This window comes from Paenibacillus sp. FSL R7-0652, assembly GCF_038595045.1.
GTDB lineage: Bacteria > Bacillota > Bacilli > Paenibacillales > Paenibacillaceae > Paenibacillus.
Map to the genome: position 1 here is coordinate 2829135 of NZ_CP152001.1, position 20735 is coordinate 2849869.

The 20735-nt window shown below is 46.9% G+C and carries 14 protein-coding genes; 8 read left to right on the top strand and 6 right to left on the bottom strand.

Translation table 11 applies throughout. The annotated features are described in order from the left end of the window. Positions 1–251: 251 nt before the first annotated feature. Positions 252–614: an iron-sulfur cluster biosynthesis family protein gene (locus MKY97_RS12995; RefSeq protein ID WP_342555820.1), complete on the bottom strand. Its 363-nt coding sequence runs from the start codon at positions 612–614 to the stop codon at positions 252–254. Positions 615–886: 272 nt separating this feature from the next. Between MKY97_RS12995 and MKY97_RS13000 the strand changes: the two genes are divergently transcribed. Beyond that, positions 887–1495, top strand: a complete 609-nt coding sequence (locus tag MKY97_RS13000; RefSeq protein WP_342555821.1) for a DUF1349 domain-containing protein — start codon at positions 887–889, stop codon at positions 1493–1495. Between the two features lie 392 nt (positions 1496–1887). Here the strand turns inward: MKY97_RS13000 and MKY97_RS13005 are convergent, their stop codons facing one another. Then, a complete protein-coding gene (locus tag MKY97_RS13005) occupies positions 1888–2352 on the bottom strand; it encodes an SET domain-containing protein (protein ID WP_342555822.1) in 465 nt (154 codons plus the stop codon). 266 nt (positions 2353–2618) lie between these two features. Between MKY97_RS13005 and MKY97_RS13010 the strand changes: the two genes are divergently transcribed. The 5 genes from MKY97_RS13010 (at position 2619) to MKY97_RS13030 (ending at position 13050) form a co-directional block, all read left to right on the top strand. Beyond that, positions 2619–4175: an ABC-F family ATP-binding cassette domain-containing protein gene (locus tag MKY97_RS13010; RefSeq protein ID WP_342555823.1), complete on the top strand. Its 1557-nt coding sequence runs from the start codon at positions 2619–2621 to the stop codon at positions 4173–4175. Positions 4176–4700: 525 nt separating this feature from the next. Then, complete coding sequence (locus tag MKY97_RS13015) at positions 4701–8096, top strand: fibronectin type III domain-containing protein (protein ID WP_342555824.1); 3396 nt, start codon at positions 4701–4703, stop codon at positions 8094–8096. A 439-nt stretch (positions 8097–8535) separates the two neighbouring features. Beyond that, entirely contained in the window at positions 8536–10374 is a 1839-nt protein-coding gene (locus tag MKY97_RS13020; protein WP_342556319.1) for an assimilatory sulfite reductase (NADPH) flavoprotein subunit, read from the top strand. 53 nt (positions 10375–10427) lie between these two features. Then, the gene (gene cysI, locus MKY97_RS13025; protein WP_342555825.1) at positions 10428–12149 is read left to right on the top strand and encodes an assimilatory sulfite reductase (NADPH) hemoprotein subunit; all 1722 of its coding nucleotides are present in this window, start codon (positions 10428–10430) and stop codon (positions 12147–12149) included. A 184-nt stretch (positions 12150–12333) separates the two neighbouring features. Beyond that, complete coding sequence (locus MKY97_RS13030) at positions 12334–13050, top strand: YebC/PmpR family DNA-binding transcriptional regulator (RefSeq protein ID WP_145403727.1); 717 nt, start codon at positions 12334–12336, stop codon at positions 13048–13050. Between the two features lie 152 nt (positions 13051–13202). Here the strand turns inward: MKY97_RS13030 and MKY97_RS13035 are convergent, their stop codons facing one another. From MKY97_RS13035 to MKY97_RS13050, 4 genes are all read right to left on the bottom strand, one after another. Continuing rightward, positions 13203–13697 carry a DMT family transporter gene (locus tag MKY97_RS13035; RefSeq protein ID WP_342556320.1) on the bottom strand — a complete coding sequence of 165 codons (495 nt, stop codon included), beginning with the start codon at positions 13695–13697 and terminating at the stop codon, positions 13203–13205. 18 nt (positions 13698–13715) lie between these two features. Further along, positions 13716–14414: a cyclic nucleotide-binding domain-containing protein gene (locus MKY97_RS13040; protein WP_342555826.1), complete on the bottom strand. Its 699-nt coding sequence runs from the start codon at positions 14412–14414 to the stop codon at positions 13716–13718. Between the two features lie 94 nt (positions 14415–14508). Further along, positions 14509–14934 carry a DMT family transporter gene (locus MKY97_RS13045; protein ID WP_342555827.1) on the bottom strand — a complete coding sequence of 142 codons (426 nt, stop codon included), beginning with the start codon at positions 14932–14934 and terminating at the stop codon, positions 14509–14511. A gap of 1201 nt (positions 14935–16135) precedes the next feature. Then, positions 16136–16960 (bottom strand): Nif3-like dinuclear metal center hexameric protein, encoded by an 825-nt coding sequence (locus tag MKY97_RS13050; protein WP_342555828.1) that lies wholly within the window; start codon positions 16958–16960, stop codon positions 16136–16138. A 466-nt stretch (positions 16961–17426) separates the two neighbouring features. On the opposite strand from MKY97_RS13050, the gene MKY97_RS13055 reads away from it, so the two are divergent. Together MKY97_RS13055 and MKY97_RS13060 are read left to right on the top strand one after the other, a co-directional pair. Next, positions 17427–18017 carry a biliverdin-producing heme oxygenase gene (locus tag MKY97_RS13055; RefSeq protein ID WP_342555829.1) on the top strand — a complete coding sequence of 197 codons (591 nt, stop codon included), beginning with the start codon at positions 17427–17429 and terminating at the stop codon, positions 18015–18017. Between the two features lie 146 nt (positions 18018–18163). Continuing rightward, positions 18164–20704 carry a diguanylate cyclase gene (locus MKY97_RS13060; RefSeq protein ID WP_342555830.1) on the top strand — a complete coding sequence of 847 codons (2541 nt, stop codon included), beginning with the start codon at positions 18164–18166 and terminating at the stop codon, positions 20702–20704. Positions 20705–20735 lie beyond the last annotated feature (31 nt).

A 20735-nucleotide genomic window follows, 5' to 3' on the forward strand; every position in this document is an offset into this window, starting at 1 on the left:
ATATATGAATCTATAAACCAAGTATACTTGAGGAATATATCCATAGGTTCTCCAAATGTTTCCGACTTGTAAACAAAGTTAGCGAGAATCTCTTTTTCTCATATAGCGGCGCTGTTCAACTGGGCCGGAGTAGAAGCCAAAAAGAAAGTGGGAGTGAAGCACAAAGAGTAAAGTCGCAGTGTAATTTCTCACCGCGTGCAGCTCCCGGCACGCGGTGCCTGTTTCATGACAAGAGTGGACTTACAAAGGGCTTACAAGTTACAAGCGTTGGATGCACTCGGGGTCCCGACGGCTGCCTTGCGTGCATCACGGAGGCGGAGGTTGCTGCTGATTACACCGGAATCACTGCTCAGCACGAAAGCAGGGTAGTTTTCTTGTGCGTCGAGCTTCATGTTGGGTTCCAGATTGAGCTGGTGTTTGGGATCTACATAGAATGGAACAAGGTTGGTTTCAATCTGTTCATCGAGCGCGGCAGGTTCGTCTGCAATGAGTAACACGACAACACCGTTACAGCCGCAGCCTTCCATATCATAAAATACTTTGAAATAACCGGGCTGATCGTTCAGACTTTTCGTCAAACGTTGTGCTGCCAGATCAGTAATTTGAATATGCATAGGGCTACACTCCTCTATTAAATAAACTCTTGGCGAATGAAAAAAATGTACTGTGCTTCTTATGCCATTATACCACTTTGTCGAAAATTAAATCATGTCTTATACTTATGAATGTACATATACATAGGCTTCACGATTCTCGATTGATGCTTATCAGGATGCTTGAACAAGGGATGATTCCGGTAAGGAGCCGCAGTTAAAAGACACGAGGTAAATATACAGCAGATGTCGAATAGGTAATTATGCTATAGAAGAAAGGGTTGAAGAACACCATGTCATCGAATTTCGTGCAGCTTCACGAAGGAAAATGGACAACTGAGCCTGTTCATACCAAGCTTGACGGGGAACGATTCATTGTACAAGCGCAGGAGGGCAGCGATTTCTGGGAGGAAACGTTCTATGGCTTCTGCCATCGAAATGGACATGCCATGCTTGCTCCTTGGGACGGTAGGGAAGCGGTTGAAGTGTCGTTTGATCTGAGTTCATTTACGGAATTGTACGATCAAGCAGGGTTAATGCTGTGGCATGGAGAGAATCAGTGGATCAAAGCCGGGGTTGAAGTCAATGATGGCGTTGTACATGTCGGTGCTGTTGTAACCGATCAGTACTCGGATTGGTCGCTTTCACCTGTGCCGGAGTGGGGAGGACGAATGGTTACAATTCGTGCGTCATACCATGAAGAGTCCGTTGTCATTCGTGCGCGTACTGACGAGCATCCATGGCGGACCATCCGGGTAGCCAGATTCGCTTATCCTTCCGACAAACACGCAGGCCCGTTCCTGTGTGCTCCCAAGCGGTCAGGGTTTGAGGTTGCTTTTACAAAATGGGCCTATACCGCTCCGGATGTGGACCTGCATACCGATCCACCCATTAACGATTAAAGACTGGACGAGCATTCTTGATTTTGAAGAATATCAGCAGATAGGTATACACCATGTTTGAAAACTTAACGGTATGTATAACAGAAGAAGCAGACTTCCTAAGAGGAATCTGCTTCTTCTGTTTTTTTCTTCTTCGTATAAGCTGCTCGTAAGTATCAACATCAGAAACAATCTTTTAAGCTCACAAGTTCATTTTCATAGATATTTGCTTGCGAGACCATAGATATTTACGTGCGTTTCCATGGATATTCACTATCTAACGCGTGAAAGTATTATGTGTAATTCCAACCTGCAGCGCGATCGGGGTAACTAACTATGAAGATGTTATTAGTTTGGCTTCTGTTCAGCATCTAAATGAATGAACCTTCGAATACCATTTTCACTGCAGCCTGTCATTTAGTCTCGGTATCTTCTTTATCGGTTGTCTCTTCGGTCCGGTTCTCTTCATTCTCCTGCATCTCGCGCATCCGCTCTTCATAATCATCGAGGAACCACAGCGGGTCCATGTTGTCTTCCTCGCCATTATAGTTAATGAGGATTTCCTCGCCAGCTTTGATGTCTTTGTATGCGTAGAAATCAAAGGTGTGATTCTCAAAGTTAATATCGTATGTGGCGTTGGGTTCATAAGAATGATTAATCAGACTGCCGTATCCCAGCAGGATGGCGGTATGATTAGCTCCGTATTCGAAGACGTAATCTTCCAGAATCGTTTTTTCAATGTGTTCGTGGTCCTCATTCGGATAAGGCACAACGGGCGCCTGATGGATCAGTTGACCTTTGGCAATATCCACTGATGCAAATACTCCGCGATTAAACTCGCCGCCATCACCCAGTTTGGACTGTTTTACTTCAATCATGACATTCACCTGATGCTCTCTCGGAGAGCTCCGTTCTATATAATGGTTATATTTCGTTTAAGGCAAAATTTTAACTCATACGCAGCGATAAGGCAACTATAACATCACTTTCATTCGCCTGCCGTATGCAGCTGCAGCATATTAGAGCATGAGTTTGAAGACACACAGGTGAATATGCATTAATTTTAAAATAGGACGTTGAGTTGTAGGGAAGATAACGCTTATAATATACAAAGAATTAAGTCTATATAGAAAAGGTGCCATGAATGAGTATATTAAATGTAGAAAAATTAAGTCACGGTTTTGGTGACCGTGCTATCTTTAACGACGTTTCATTCCGCCTGCTTAAGGGCGAGCACATTGGTCTGATCGGGGCGAATGGGGAAGGTAAATCAACCTTCATGAACATTATTACAGGCAAGCTGCAGCCGGACGAAGGTAAAGTTGAATGGTCCAAACGGATGCGTGTAGGTTACCTCGACCAGCATGCGGTGCTGAGCAAGGGACAATCGATCCGCGACGTGCTGCGCAGCGCATTCCAGTACCTGTTCGACATGGAGCAGGAAATGAACGAAATGTATGGCAAGATGGGAGACGTTACACCTGAAGAACTCGAGCAGCTGCTTGAGGATGTAGGTACAATTCAGGATACGCTCACGAACCAGGATTTTTACATGATTGATGCCAAGGTAGATGAAACCGCGCGTGGTTTGGGTTTGACCGATATCGGTCTGGACAAAGACGTTAACGACTTGAGCGGAGGACAGCGGACAAAAGTGCTGCTTGCCAAGCTTTTGCTTGAAAAACCGGACATTCTGCTCCTTGACGAGCCGACAAACTATCTGGATGAGCAGCATATTGAATGGTTGAAGCGTTATTTGCAGGAATACGAGAATGCCTTCATTCTGATCTCACACGATATTCCGTTCTTAAACAGCGTAATTAACCTCATTTACCATATGGAAAATCAGGACCTGACTCGTTATGTGGGTGACTACGATCACTTCCAGGAAGTTTACGAGATGAAGAAACAGCAGCTGGAGTCGGCGTACAAGCGTCAGCAGCAGGAGATCGCGGACCTGAAAGACTTCGTAGCGCGTAACAAAGCCAGTGTAGCTACACGGAACATGGCGATGTCCAGACAGAAAAAGCTCGACAAAATGGACGTGATCGAACTGGCCAAGGAAAAACCGAAGCCGCAGTTCAATTTCCGTGATGCAAGAACGTCCGGCAAGCTTATTTTTGAAACAAAAGGGCTTGTGATCGGGTACAACGAACCGTTGTCGAGACCCCTTGACCTTCGTATGGAGCGCGGCCAGAAAATTGCGCTTGTCGGTGCTAACGGTATCGGTAAAACGACGCTGATGCGCAGTATTCTGGGAGAGATTCAGCCTTTGGAAGGAAACGTTCAGCGCGGAGAACATCTGGAAATCGGTTATTTCCAGCAGGAAATGAAGGATGCCAATTACAATACATGTATCGAAGAAATTTGGCAGGAGTTCCCTTCCTACACCCAGTTTGAAGTACGCGCAGCCCTTGCGAAGTGCGGACTTACGACCAAACACATTGAGAGTAAAGTCGCTGTCCTCAGCGGTGGGGAAAAAGCAAAAGTGCGTCTTTGCAAGCTGATTAACAACGAAACCAATCTGCTTGTACTCGACGAGCCGACGAACCACTTGGATGTGGATGCAAAGGACGAACTGAAACGTGCGCTTCAAGCGTACAAAGGCAGCATTCTGCTGATCTCGCACGAACCGGAATTCTACCGTGATGTTGTGACGGAGACATGGAACTGTGAATCCTGGACAACCAAAGTATTCTAATGTATGCCTTAAACGCTGAAGGAAGCCAATTTTACCGAATTTTTGTTCCACGCCAGGAAGTTACCGCAGGCGTGCAGGGGCACGTCAAGGGAAAGTAACGCTGCAGGGGGCGAAAAAGGGGTAAAAGATGCACTTCAGCGTGTTTCAAGACACGCCCGCAAAACAGATTGTTTGTATAAACTCGAGAGACCGTTCGAATATTGATATGACGCGTATTTGACCTGCATTAGCGGTTGGATACGCGTTTTTTGCCACAAAATTGCGAAAGCGGGAAATAGGAAAAAAGGATGGTTGACAGTCTGATAGACAAACGATATTCTATTTTAGAAAGCGGTTACATATTTTATCCAGAAAACCTGTTATATGACATGGGCAGCTAAGAACGGTACTTCGTGACGTTGATGTTTGCACTTGGCAGAGAAGACAGGTTCTTTTTTATCCAAAAATGAAACCGATTTCATTGGAATCGTATTTTTAAGGTTCATTGGTATGATGTATTTCTTAGTGTAAAGGAGCGAATCGATATTGGATAAACTGAGAAAACCGATTGCAATTCTGTTATCCGCTGTGCTTGTATTCTCTTCAGGACCACTCATGTATCAAGACAAGGTTCACGCAGATGAAGCTCTTGTGCCCGGCTCGTGGATACAAGATGACTTTTCCGATGGCGATTATACGTCCTCACCTGGATGGCAGGTCATCTCAGGGACTTGGGAGGTAGTACCCGATCCTGCGGATGGAGGCAATCAGGTTCTTTTCCAAACCAATACAGATGAAGGATTCATAACGACGGGAGAACCTGCCGCAGACAAGACAGTATCCATGCGTTTTTACACAGGAGCGGGTGAGGGGTTTCCAGGCATTTTACCGCGATTCCAGGACCGAAATAACTACTACTATTTTCAAATGCATGTGCCCAATAACAAACTGGTTTTCAGCAAAAAGGTCAATGGCGCAGATACAGCACTGAAAACGGTGGACTATTCGTTTAGTAAAAATACTTGGTATACGCTTAAAGTGGTGCTTTCTGGCACTTCAATTCGCGGTTACATTGTGGAGAATGGAATGAACCGGCTGGTTTTTGATCTGAGCGATTCTTCGATTCCCACAGGTAAAGTCGGCATTCGGAACAAATGGCAGACCGTACATATTGATGATGTCGTGATTGCGGAACCACCGCGGACGAATGAAGTTTTGCTTACAGCTGACGGGGAGACGTCATCTTCAATATCACTGCAGTGGCCTGATATCGAAGGGGCAGCGGGGTATCATCTGTATCGATCAAGTACGCTTGAAGGAGGTTACTCTCTTGTTAGTCAACCGACATCAGCCCATTATGTGGACGAAGGATTAAGCTCGGACACCGTTTATTATTACAGACTTGCCTATGCCTATGGAGGATTAACCGAGTCCCAGTGGTCTATACCGCTGGAAGCAAGAACGACAGCACAAGCTCCGGAAGCTCCGGGTGATGTTCAGGCAGCGGCACTAACATCGAAAAGTGTTCAATTGTCCTGGAAAGCAGTAGATAAGGCGAGCGGTTATCGTATTGTTCGTGCCGAACAAGGCACAGAAGACTATGAATTAGTTTACGACGGCAGCGATGTATCTTTCACGGATCAGTCACTTGAACCTGGGAAGAGCTACAGCTATCGAGTGACCGCGTACAATGCCGCCGGGGAATCCCCATATCGTACGGCGGAAGTACAGACGTATGACGCAGACGCCCCCTCCGGATTTACAGCTGCCGCTGTGATGGATACCACGATTTCCTTGAAATGGGATGCGCTGCCCGGATCGGATGTCACCTATAAGGTGTCAAGGGCAGCAGGTACCTCAGGTACTTATCAGCAGATCTACACAGGAAGTGCAGCTGCCTTAGACGACACGGGGCTGACGATGGGCACGGGATATTTTTATACCATTCAGGCCAGCGTAGACGGAAAGGATACCCCTGTCTCCGCACCGCTGGGGATATCCACGGTGCGCACAAGCTTTACGCCTGGACAGTTGTGGCCGGATCAGAACGGCAAACCGATTGATGCTCATGGCGCAGGTTTCTTTTACGATGAACAGACAGAAAAGTACTACTGGTACGGGGAGCATCATACAGGCGGCTGGCCTGCGGTCGGCATACGCGTGTATTCTTCCAAAGACCTGCTCAACTGGACGGACGAAGGCATGGCACTGACGATGCTGCAGTCGATGGACGATTTTGATCATGATCCGCTCATTCAAGAGCTGTATGCTGGACGTGAGGATCGTGTGGACATCTGGGCAGATATTCGCAAAGGACGGATCATCGAGCGCCCGAAGGTCATCTACAACGACATAACAAAAAAGTATGTCATGTGGGCCCATATGGACGGAGATAAAGACCCTTATAACAATAATGCCAACTATGGTAAAGCCAAGGCAGGTTATGCCATCAGTGACTCACCAACAGGACCATTTGTGTATCAGAAAAGTTATCGGATGGACCTGGCCCCCGAAGGGGAGAAGGATTATTTCCCGAATGACCGGGGTATGGCCCGTGACATGACACTATTCAAGGACGAAGACGGAACCGCTTATCTGATCTACTCCAGCGAGGAAAATCTGACGCTGTACATTTCGAGGCTCACCGAGGATTACAGTGACGTTACAGGCTGGCACAAGGAAGGGCGTACGGACGATAAAGGAAACCCGGTTCGTGATACGGTGTATCAGGCAGAATACGGTGTAGACTATGTTCGGGTATTTCCAGGTGGACAGCGTGAAGCACCGGCCATGTTCAAATACCAGGGTAAATACTACATCTTAACTTCAGGGGCTTCTGGCTGGGCTCCCAACGAGAATAAAGTTACGGTTGCGGACCATATTTTTGGGCCTTGGTCGACCATGACGAATCCGTTTGTGCGCACGCTGCCGAGTGATCCTGATCCTGGCAAAGCTTTTGGTACACAGACGACTGCAGTTATTCCGGTTGATCCGGAAAAGGGCAAGTTTATATACGTGGGCGATACCTGGACCGGAGGAAACTTTGCTAACGATGGGGCCAAGTACGTGTTTTTGCCGATCGAATTTGGCATAGGATCAGATATTGCGATCAAGTGGTATAACAGCTGGACACCTGATCTGCTGGATTCGATGGGCAGGGTAGATATAGCGGATCAGCTGCCGGAAGCGGTGAAGCTGGGAGAAGTGCCAGCGCTGCCTTCGACAGTGAGCGTGCGTGATGGTGATCAGCTGGTATCTACGACAGCGGTGTGGACGATTGATCATCGGGCGCTGACCGCAGCTGATTTTGCCAAACCCGGGCCGCTCACGCTGCAGGTCACGACACCGGAGTATCACAATAAAACACAAGCAGTACGTGTGTTTGTCATTCCCGAGAATACATTATATTTTGTGAACAGCGGTGGATACCAGACGGCGGATTACGAGCTGATGAGTAATTATATGCAGGATTCGCTGCTGCATCCGGGAGTCGTGGATCAGATGTACGCTCCGGCTGCAGGGCGTTCATGGGGATATGTCAGCGCGGATGCACTGCCTTCCGGTACGGACGGCGGAGATATATTCTCAACCGTGCGATATCTGAATGCCGGAAATATCAGCGGCTCACCCAAAGGCAGGGATCTGACGTACAGCTTTGATGTGCCAAACGGTGAGTACGATGTGTATGCTGGATTCCATGATCCGTGGACAAATACTTCACGCCGTGCCGATTTTCTAATTAACGGCACGAATACGGGGGCGGTTACGTATACACCAGCAAGTATCAGGGCCCATAAAGGCGTAGAGGTTTCGAGTGGTAAGCTGGATCTTACGGTACGTAATACGGCATCTCAGGACCCGTTAATCAGCTGGATTATGATTGTAAAATCAAGTGAAACGTCTCCTGTGCACGGCAATGGGAGATTGCTCCGTGACAAGTAACCCGTTACAGTTTGTAAGCTAAGCTTGTACAGCCGCTGTAATGCTAAAGTGAAACCTGCGGTTTAGGCCAATCGTGCTGAATCTGCTATCGTGACCTAGGCTGTGACGAGTTAGACTGTCCGGGAAAAGTGATACATCTTGCCTCTCTTTTGCATAACAAGAACGCTGATCCATTTCTAAAAAAAGGCTTGTTTGACCTGAACTTCAGGTTAAGCAGGCTTTTTTGCTGTGTTCTGTGATGCTTCAATTATCAGAAAATAGCGATGCTTGAAAATCTACATATTGGGACGTTTTATTCCTTTATTAGAGAAACTGATAAATGGTATAAAATCATTGAAATTGACCCTCAACCCGCGGTGTGTTAGGTTCTAGAGAGAAGAAATTAATATGATCACTTTAGTAGGAATTAAAATCGAAGCAATGCGTGAGGTGGCAGATGGTGGAACTTCAAGTGACAAATAGTCCTTTTAATCAAGAGCAGGTAGATTTGCTCAATCGTCTTATTCCTACATTAACGGACGGACAGAGACTTTGGCTCAGCGGATACATTACAGCGCTTCAGGCGGGAACTGCGCAGGCAGTTCAGCCGGGGGTGACCCAACAGAATGGACAAAATGCGGCTGCGTTACCCGTAAGTGCTGCTCCTGTGTCTCGTGAGGTCACGGTACTGTACGGTTCACAGACAGGCAATTCGATTGGATTGTCCAAAAAACTTGCTAAAAAGCTGGAAGAGCAGGGACTGCAGGTAACCTTGTCATCCATGGGAGATTTTAAACCGAACGGGCTGAAAAAAATTGAAAATCTCCTGATCGTGGTCAGCACACATGGAGAAGGTGAACCGCCGGATAATGCCATTCCGTTCCATCAGTTTCTGAACAGTAAACGAGCTCCTAAGCTGGACGGACTTCGTTATTCCGTATTGGCCCTGGGCGATACCTCTTATGAATTTTTCTGTCAGACCGGTAAAGATTTTGACAAGAGGCTCCAGGAATTAGGCGGCACAGCGCTGGTTCCACGCGTAGACTGTGATGTTGATTTTGATGAACCGGCAGCAGCGTGGATGAACGATGTTCTGACTTCGCTCAGCAGCAGTACCGCTCATGCGGGTACAGTAACTAGTGAAGCGATCACGGCTGCAGTTAGCAGCGGAGAATCCGAATTCAACCGCACCAATCCTTTCAAGGCAGAGGTCCTCGAAAATCTCAATCTGAATGGTCGCGGATCAGACCGTGAGACACGTCATATTGAGCTGTCTTTGGAAGGTTCCAATCTAGATTATGAGCCGGGTGACAGCCTGGGTGTTTTTCCAGAGAATCACCCGCGTCTTGTCGATGAGCTGATTGCTGCGATGGGTTGGAATGCGGACGAACAAGTTACGGTGAACAAGAATGGAGATCAGGTATCCGTTTATGAAGCACTGCTGCGTCATTACGAAATTACAGCGGTAACGAAACCCGTGGTGGAACAGCTTGCGAAGCTAAATGAAGGGAGCGGGTTAGCGGCACTGCTGGCAGACGGCTCTGAATTTCGGAACGTTATGAACAGCTGCGATCTGCTGGATCTGGTTCAGGACTATGGACTGAAAGGTATTCCGGCAGCGCAATTTCTGACGGTTCTTCGTAAAATACCGGCACGTCTGTATTCCATTGCGAGCAGTTCCAAGTCTTACCCGGACGAGGTTCATCTGACGGTTCGAACGGTGCGTTATGAAGCACGCGGCAGACAGCGTTACGGTGTATGTTCTGTACATCTCGCCGAACGAATCGAGCCGGGTGACGCTTTGCCAATATATATTCAGCATAATCCCAATTTCAAATTACCCGAAAATCCGGATACACCGATCATTATGGTTGGACCTGGAACGGGGGTGGCCCCATTCCGCTCATTCCTTGGCGAACGGGAAGAAACGGGTGCGGAAGGCAAAACATGGCTTTTCTACGGAGATCAGCACTTCTCTACAGACTTCTTATACCAGACCGAGTGGCAGCGTTGGCTCAAAGACGGAGTCCTTACGAAGATGGATGTTGCCTTCTCCCGGGATACGGAACAGAAAGTTTACGTGCAGCATCGTATGCTGGAACACAGTAAGGAATTGTACCAATGGCTCCAGGAGGGAGCAAGCGTATATATCTGCGGCGATGAGAAAAAAATGGCTCATGATGTGCATGCTGCGCTGATTACCATTCTACAGCAGGAAGGCGGCTTGTCGCCTGAACAGGCTGCAGAATATATGACACGGCTGCAGCAGGAGAAACGTTATCAGCGGGATGTGTATTAATCCAAGGCTGAGCCGAAGGGTTATATTCCGCAGAGACGAGAGGAGAAAGCGGCATGGCTTATAACAATTTACTTAATCCGCAGCGCACCAACAGTGATGTGGAAGATATCAAGATCAAGAGCAATTATTTACGCGGAAGTCTCACCGAGACACTGGCAGATCGGATTACTGGTGCTATTCCTGAAGACGACAACCGTCTAATGAAACATCACGGCAGCTACATGCAGGATGACCGTGACCTGCGCAACGAGCGTAACAAATCCAAGTTGGAGCCTGCATATCAGTTCATGCTGCGCGTACGTGCCTCCGGGGGGATTGTAACGCCGGAGCAGTGGCTGATGATGGACCGTGTTGCTCATAAATATGCGAATCAGACGATCCGTCTGACGACTCGCCAATCGTTTCAGCTGCACGGAGTATTGAAATGGGATCTCAAAAATACGATCCGTGAAGTCAATGACTCTTTGCTCAGCACCTTGGCTGCATGTGGGGACGTTAACCGCAACGTGATGTGCAACCCGAATCCGAATCAGTCTGAAGTACATGCAGAAGTATATGAGTGGGCTTGTCAGGTGAGTAATCATCTGGACCCGCGCACTCGTGCTTACCATGAGCTGTGGCTGGATGGGGAGAAAGTGATTGACTCCCAGGAATCGGATGAAGAGGTTGAACCAATCTATGGCAAGGTTTACTTGCCGCGTAAGTTCAAAATCGGTATTGCGGTGCCTCCATCCAATGATGTAGATGTATTTTCACAGGATTTGGGCTTTATCGCAATCGTTGAGAATGGCAAACTGCAGGGTTTTAACGTATCTGTCGGCGGAGGTATGGGGATGTCTCACGGAGATTCGAAGACGTATCCTCAAGTGTCCAAAGTGATTGGTTTCTGTACGCCGGAGCAGATGATTGATGTGGCAGAAAAAACGGTCATGATTCAGCGTGACTATGGAGATCGTGCGGTTCGTAAACATGCGCGTTTTAAATACACGATCGATGATCACGGTCTGGAATGGTTCGTAAATGAGCTGACCCAGCGTCTTGGCTGGAGCCTGGAAGCAGCGCGTTCTTATCATTTCGATCATAACGGAGATCGTTATGGCTGGGTGAAAGGCAGTAACGGGAAATGGCATTACACGCTGTTTATTCAGAACGGACGGGTAAAGGATGTAGACGGTTATCCGCTGATGACAGGGCTTCGTGAAATTGCCAAAGTTCATACCGGAGATTTCCGCCTGACGGCGAACCAAAACCTGATTATTGGTAATATCAGCAGTCAGAAAAAGAAAAAGATTGAAGCATTGATGCAGCAGTATAATCTGACGGATGGGGCTCATTATTCTGCTCTCCGCAGAAGCTCCATGGCTTGTGTTGCACTCCCAACCTGTGGTCTGGCTATGGCCGAGTCTGAACGCTACCTGCCATCCTTGATTGACAAACTGGAGCCTGTATTGGATGAAGCCGGGTTGAGGGATGAAGAGATCGTCATTCGCATGACGGGCTGTCCAAATGGATGTGCCAGACCGATGCTGGCAGAGATTGCTTTTATCGGGAAAGCTCCAGGCAAGTACAATTTCTACCTCGGCGGCAGCTTCACAGGACATCGTCTGAACAAGCTGTACCGTGAAAATATCGGGGAAGATGAGATTTTGAATACACTGACACCGATGATTAACCAATATGCAAAAGAACGTAATGAAGGCGAGCATTTCGGAGACTTCGTAATCCGTGCGGGTTACGTACCTGAAGTGCTGGACGGAAGACAATTCCACGCATAATTCGAAATTTTCTAAAAGCATTCCTTTAAGGAGTGCTTTTTGTCTCGACAGAACGCGTAAAGGACGAGGGAATTATAGTGACGGCGCCTATTATTTCGTGGTTATAAACTTGTTGAACCAGACGCAACACGATATAATGACTTAGTAGAATGCAGATTACATGTTGAAAGTGAGCGGAAACGATATGGGTCGTAAATGGAATAATATTAAGGAAAAGAAAGCTTCAAAAGACGCAAATACAAGCCGGGTCTATGCCAAATTCGGCGTTGAGATCTATGTAGCAGCGAAGAAGGGCGAACCGGACCCGGAAGCGAACCGTGCGTTGAAGGTTGTTCTGGAACGTGCCAAAACGTATAACGTACCCAAAGCCATTATTGACCGTGCGATGGAAAAAGCAAAAGGCAGCGGGGACGAGAACTACGAAGAGCTGCGTTACGAAGGCTTCGGGCCGAACGGTGCAATGGTGATTGTAGACGCGCTCACGAATAACGTAAACCGTACAGCACCTGAAGTGCGTTCGGCGTTTAACAAAAACGGCGGCAATATGGGTGTCAGCGGTTCCGTTGCGTATATGTTTGATCCAACAGCAGTCATTGGCGTAGAAGGCAAAAATGCGGAAGAAGTGCTGGAGATTATGCTGGAAGCAGATGTAGACGTACGGGATATCGTGGATGAAGACGAAGCTGTTATCGTATATGCAGAACCGGATCAATTCCACGCGGTACAGGAAGCATTCAAAGCCGCTGGTGTTACCGAGTTCACGGTAGCCGAGCTGACGATGCTGGCGCAAAACCACATTGAACTGCCTGCGGATGCCCAAGTTCAGTTCGAGAAGCTGATTGATGCGCTCGAAGATTTGGAAGATGTGCAGCAGGTATATCATAACGTGGAGTTTGTGTAAGCGAGCAGATATGAATTCAAGCTGTACTTTGAATATCAGAACGTATTTCAAGCAGTTTCATTAACTTACGTATGTATGTTTGAAAGAGTTTGAATAGAAAAAGAGTGTCGATCCCATCCGAAAGGATGGAATGGACACTCTTTTTGTTATCGTTAAGAATTGTTCGGCGCGGTGCTAGGCGATTTATCCGATGAGTCGGACGTCTCTTTATTCAATCCGCCAAACTTAAACACCACAATTCCGCCTACAATGACCAGCACACCAATCAGCTGGTTCCATGAGAACGGAATCTGCTCCAGACCGAGCCAGCCCATGGAATCGAATAATAAAGCAAAGCTCAGCTGAGAGGTCAGCACGATCGAAATCGCATAAGTGGGGCCAAGCAGCCTCATCCCTTGAACAAGACAGAAGACTACACCAACACCAATCGCACCGCTCAGCCAATACCACGGCTGCATATGCTGGAAGCTGAATGTATTTTGACCTTCAACAAGCAGGGAGATTAGAAATGAAGCGATAAATCCGGTAAAAAGCACCATCGTTGTTGTAGACCATGAACCGGTGCGTTCATTCACTTTACTGTTAAAAATCGTCTGCAGGCTCACCAGTGAACCGGCCAGCAGCGCAAGCAAAACACCTGTAATTATCATGCGTATCCTGACTCCTTATTCATAAATGTTATGACCGGCAATATTTCGCAGGCCGACACGATTCGTAATTCGGATTAATCCTTGATGTCGTTCAATGAAACCGTCGGCACAAAGCTTCTGAATAACCCGATTCAAATGGCGATAACTTGTACCGATCAGGTTAGCTATGTCGGTGAGATTAAATGCGTCGAGTTCCTCATGCATAACGGTACCGCCTTCATCCGTAGAGATGGAGAGCAGATAACTGGCTAAACGGACCTCTACGGGATACATCAGATTAAAATTGGAAAAGTTCGAATCAATGTAGAATTTGTGTGAGATAATTTTCAGCAAAAACTTCAGTAAAGGTGCGTAATCACTGGCAAGCTCCTTAAGCCAGCGGTAATGGACACGAATCATCACAACCGAAGATACCGCTTGAACGGTATTTACGGTTTTACTCTCACGAACATATTCGATGTCTCCAACCACTTCGAGCGGAGTTTTGAAGCACAGCACCAGTGTTTTGTCCTGCGGGGAGGTGGTAAAGATTTTGATCTTTCCCTCAACCAGTACGTATAAGTATTCAGAAGCCTCGCCTTCGCGGCAGATCAGCTCACATTTTTCGAATTGACATAGGGTCATATGTGGACGCAGGTGCTCGTGAAAGATCGTTTCCAATTGATACTGCTCCAAATAGTTCATCATTTGCTGTGCATTATGAATTTCTTCCATATGGTTCCCACCCCTGCGTTCATTCGGATTTCGGAAAATCTAATCATTTCAGATATTAATCAGCTGGATATTGCTGCTGTAGTAGATAACGAAGTTACAGCTTCATAATGATAACGCCGCTGATCATTATGGCAATGCCTAAAAACTGCGGTAGTTTCATTTTTTGTTTCAGCACGCCAAACCAACCATTGCTGTCGATCAAAAAGGTTAAAAACAATTGTGCAATCAGAAGAGCCGAGATTGTAAAAGTTATACCGATCTGTTGAATCGCTGTAACTTCGCTGAAAATAATAACTGCACCAAATGCCCCTCCAGCAAGATACATCGGTTTTACTTGTTTAATCCCCTGAAGATTCGCATCCCGTACAAACGCGAGAATAAGCGCCGCGAGTATAAATCCCGTCAATTGCGTGATCGCAGCGGCCTGCCATGTGCCCATATCCGTACTGATTCGGGCATTGGCAACCCCCTGCAGGGTAATGCAGGCTCCGCCCAGCAGAGCAAAAATAATTCCTCTCATCTTTCTTCATAGCTCCTTTACTGCATGACTTCGACTTCTATTAAATGATAAATGGATCATTTTCGCCAAGGACAAATGTCCTGAGCCTGAAATTCACAGCATTTAGTGTATAACACAGGCTCGGCTAAATCCAGATATGGAGCGTGGTATTGTACCGCATGCAGTTCCTGCAGGTGGATTTCAGCACACAGTATCCTGCATCGAGAGAAGTTAATCAGCTTCATATATAAGCACAAGATGACCGCTTTTCACATTGATAGGTAGAGAATGGCGAGATAAGAAGGTAAAACATGGCAGGGGCGGCATAGTAAGAGCCAGAACGAGGGCAGGAAAAGGAATTTGAATAAGCAAAAAAGATGTGGGAAAGTGATGAACAGATTGCAAGAGAGAGGAGGGGGAACTGTAAATAGAATTGAAGCAAGCGAGCGAGTAGTGGGCAAGTAAGTCGTGAGTAAGTATGGAATTAGTGAGTGAATGTGGAAATAGTAAGTGAGTAGTGATTAAGCAGGCAGCTAAGTAGGGAAGTCGATAGGCATGTAAAGTACGGACGTAAGTGTGTGTGAATCAGTAAGTAAGTGAGGAGGTAAGCAGGCGGCTATGTGTGTAAGTAAGTAAGTAAGTAAGTAAGTGAACAAGGGATCAGGAATGTATGTATGTGAGCAAGTGGCAATTAGGCAGTAGGCGAGTGTAGAACGGAGTGAAGAGAGGATACATATGAGAAAAAGTGAGGGGAGTGGACTGAAAGAGACAGCAGTGCAGTAGTTTTAACTGCAAAGCATCCTAATTTGACTGGATATTTCTCAAACGATCCCCAGAAACGCTATTTGGCCCAGATTTCATGTTTTTAATTCCTAACGATCTCAGGAAACCTTATTCAGGGTAATCGATGTGAAAATGGGCGTTAAGCTTGTGTTTTTACCAAAATAAGCTTTGTGGGGATCGTTACATTTTTGAAGGCTTCAAAACTTGTAAAATAGCGTCTCTGGAGATCGTTAGCCGAAAGAGTGCGTGTTTTAGTTGCGGAGACCGAGATTGCCAAACATACAATACACTTATGATCAATTTAGTTTTTCTATTTGATTATCTCTTTAATTCCAGCAATCTCGCCCCGTAACTCTGACTCACTATCCAAACTAAACCATACATCACACACGTATACTTATATACTCCTGAAGTTTGAAGACAGCCATCATATGAAGCCTCAGAATATTTTAAACACGGGCTGCTCCTTCACATAAGTAACTTGAATCTGTGGAAAGGACTCGGCCAGCTTGTGCGTCAAAAGTTTCATGCCTGGAGCCTCACTCTCGGCATGTCCAATCATAATGAGCGCTTTGGATTTACCCTGCTGCACCGCGTCACGGATGTATTCAGGTGTCTCCCATTCAAATCCTTCCCCGGCGATAATCAGATCAACCTGCTCGTTCTGCACAAGAGGAATCGTCGTATGACCGTTACCACGGAATCCAACCAGAATGGCAGCGCGTCTGCAAAGAGTTTCTGTGTCTCCCGCAATACGGACATATTCCATACCAAGGCGCTCTTTCAACTGCTGGGTAATGGAACGAACCGTAACACCCTCCGGAAATGTAATGATATCGAATTCAGCTGTTTGGTGACTGACGTATGTGTCCCATGCGAGATCCTGGATGAGTCCGTCGGTTATACCATCCGGCTCAAAGCGATGAATAATATCATGGCAGCGAAATAAGGCAATGCCAGATTGATCAATCAAGTTTCTTTTGTATGTATAGACGGAGTCGTTTTTAAGCCAATCGGTGGTACTATGATGGTTGTAAAAAGGAGATTCATGGGCAATGATCATGCTCGCTCCCAGCTGGACAGCCTGTTCAATGACCTGCTGTGTAGGCATGAAAGAAACGACAATGCCCGTGACGGTCTGGTCCATTGATCCGGTAATCAGCTGATCCACAGTGTTGTCCGGCAGTTCTATACCATGGCTAAGATGGTGCACGATATCTTGTACCTTCAGTTCTTTTGGTTTCGTCAAGTCTGTAAGTTCCATCGGATTCATTCCCCCAGTATAAGGATATAGTGTTAGTGTACCATCTTTAAGTTTAAAAACCAGCCATGCACCCTATACTCTATCACCGCTGGTTCTATATAAGAATGCAGCAAACCTGGACAAAGTTCATCACACGGCTTGTCCTAAATAAATACACGATATGGGTATCAACTGAAAGACAGAAGTTATGAACCTACCTAAGATGACGAGTACGGGAGGCCCTCTAGTTATCTTAACAACGAAACTCGATAACCCATGATTAGGCTCATTGAAATCAAGTAGTTTTCTGGTACAAGAAAAAGTATACTTACATAGGGTCTTTTCTGAGTTAGGAACATTTTCTATATTCAATATAGATTCGGATGCTGCTTCCGAACTTCGGTTCACGTTCCCTTGAGGTATATTTCATGGACAGACACGATAGAGGAACAAATATAAACATCATCAGATGAAAGGGGTTATCTACATGACGGCAGTAAATATTATGGAACGCCTGAAGAGTGAGACAGCACATTACCACAGACAAGTAGAACAGAATCCCTACGCCAAAGCAATCATGGATAAGACCGTTACGATGGACCAATACAGAGCGTACTTGGAGAAATTTTATGGATTCCTGAAGCCGCTGGAAGATCAAGCTGTAGAACTGCCTTTCTGGGAAACTACAGGACTGGATATGGGTGTAAGAGGCAAGGCCGACTTGCTGGAGCAGGATTTGAAAAATCTGGGTATGACCCAAGAACAGATGAAACAAATTCCCCGCTGCACGGCGCTTCCGGATATTTCTACACCGGCGCGGTTGTTCGGATATCTCTATGTTATTGAGGGCTCGACTAATGGCGGGCAGATGATCACTAAACGTTTGTCACAATTTTTGCCCATTGATGCGGACCATGGACTGCAGTATTTCAATGCCTATGGCACGGAGACGCGAACAAGATGGAGCGAGTTTATGCAGCTGCTGCAGGAGTCCATCCATACATCGGAAGATCATGATATCATCGTGTATACGGCCTCGGAGACCTTCAGGCTGCTGGATCAATGGATCAATGCGTAAAAAGGGTGCCTGTTAAACGATCTGATAAATACAATCATAAGACGCTATTGCTAATAAATACAGTCGAATAATATAAGCACGATTCGTTTCCCGACGTAAATGCTGCTAAGAAAAACGATACCCGCTGGAAGGGGATATTAAGGTCCATGGCTGAACCTAGGTCGAGGCAAGAATTGAGTATGCTTAACCGTACTTTGCTCCCGCAAGGTAGTTACACGAATGATCCTGTCGACCTGAATAACTGTGATAAGGAGCCCATTCATATTCCGGGTTTTATCCAGCCGCATGGTGTGCTTCTGGCCATTGATCCGGCAGGTGCACCAACGATCGTACAGTGCAGTCAGAATACGTATGATCATCTGGGCATCCACTGTTCAGATATTTTAGGTATGCCTTTGCATGAGCTGATAACAGAACAAGATGCAGACAAGCTCCTGAACCACCGTTCGAACGCAGCGGTGACATCCGATTTACATTACATGGATTTGATTCTATCTGTCGGAGGGCAAGAGAAAGTATTTTCGTCAGTCCTGCACGAGAGTGAAGGTCTGCTTATTCTCGAAATGGAGCCTTATTATGAAAAAGAGAACATCGAATCCAACGATTTTGAATGGATATCCCGTTTCTTCGGAAGAATCAAGAGCACGGACAGCCGCGTGGAGGCAAGCCAGATCGCCGCTGAACAGGTGAAAGAGATGCTTGGATATGACAGAGTCATGATCTATGAATTTGACGAGCAGTGGAACGGAAAGGTAATCGCAGAAGCGTGTGAACCCGGGCTTGAACCTTTTCTCGGGCACCACTACCCGGCCTCGGACATTCCCAAGCAGGCCAGAGAGCTTTATCTTCGCAACTGGCTGCGAACCATTGTAAACGTTGATTATACTCCTGTTGAAATTGTACCTCTCCTGCAGCCTCTGACAGGCAAACCGCTGAATCTAAGTCTGTCTGTGCTTCGGAGTGTGTCTCCACTTCATATTGAATATCTGCAAAACATGGGGGTTGGAGCGACGGTTACGATCTCACTGATCCACGATAATCAGTTATGGGGACTAATCACATGCCATCATTATGCTGCGAGATATGTTCCTCATCGTGTGCGTAATCTGTGCAATTTTTTGGGTGCCTTTTTCTCCAATGAATTGTTCCAGCGTCAGCAGCTTGATGAATATCAGGCCGAGATTAAGTCGCGCGAGGCTGCTGCCCGCATTGTTAACATTTTTATCGGGAATACAAGTCCGGCACGGGTGATGGAAGAGCTGCAGGGGGAGCAGGAGACTGTTCTCCAGCTGATGAATGCATCCGGCGCGGCTGTTTGTTATCAGGACAAGCTGCTGCTGTTCGGGGATACTCCAACGAATGGGCAGATTCGTGAACTGGCGGGGTGGCTCGCCGGTCAAGCGGAGGATCACAGTTATCATACGTCCAGGCTGAGTCTCGAATATGAAACAGCCAAACGTTATAAGGACACCGCTTCCGGAGTAATTTATGTTGCGATCTCACCGGGTCATCATAACTATATGCTGTGGTTTCGTCCGGAGGTGATTCAGGTTGTGGATTGGGCTGGGGATCCGGCGAAAGCTGTGCTGAAGACGGATGATGGTATGCGGCTGTCTCCGCGAAAATCATTCGAAAAATGGAGAGAAGTTGTACAGTCCACTTCGTATCCTTGGACAACGAGAGAGCTGAGCATTCTGCCTTTGCTAAAGTCTATTGTACGCAGTCAGACTGAAAATCAACTCGCTCAGGCGGAGGAGCATGCTTTCCAGAACGCTCGCATTTTGAAGCGGAACGAGCAGCGTTATTTACAGTTGATGGATTTCTCACCCGTTGCCTTCTTTACACTCACTGAAGGTCGAATCATCTATTGTAATACGATGGCTGCAGCACTGCTTGGGTACGAGAACGCGGGCAGTCTCATCGGGAAAAATTTTAGAGAATTCATGCCCGACAATACAAGGGATGTGCTGCAGCTGGAATTCGAAAAACTGCGGCTGGATACGACAAGTTTGATGAACAATCAGTTATACTTTACAACTGCTTCGGGCATGTCTCTGCTGCTTGAAATTACGATGGCTTCTGTCATCCATGCAGGCAAACCTTCGGTCATGCTGCTGCTTCGCAGCAGAACATCCCATCAGGAGCAGGATGACTACAGTGAGACAACAACCCAGCTTCACAATTACCTGACCACTGATCCGTTGACAGATATGCCGATTCAAACGGTGTTTAAGCAGCAGCTGGAAGGGAACTGGAATGATTGCCTAGAGGAAAAATGCAGCCTGGGGCTTCTCATCATCGATATTGATGATTTTCGTTCTTACAACACAGCTTATGGACTGCAGGGTGGCGACTTGTGTCTGCAGTGGATTGGCGAGGTGCTGACAGTGGTCAGCGGACAGCATGATGCTGTTATTTCCCGTCTGCGGGGCGGTACGTTCATGCTGAAATTAAAAGGAACGACGTCGGCATATTTATCGGCATTGGCTGAAGAGATCAGGCAGCATGTGCTGGCTCTCCAGATTCAGCGTGAGCTCACGGGTCAGAGCGGTGTCGTTACGGTAAGCGTCGGTGGCGCGGTTCTGACGCCTGATGAACAATCGGCTGCCGGTGATTTGATTGAACTGGCCACTCAAGCTCTGTTCCAGGCTAAGGAGGAAGGCAGAAACCGCACGCGGGTCATTTAATGGGAAGGCAGGTCCGCACGGAATATCAAGA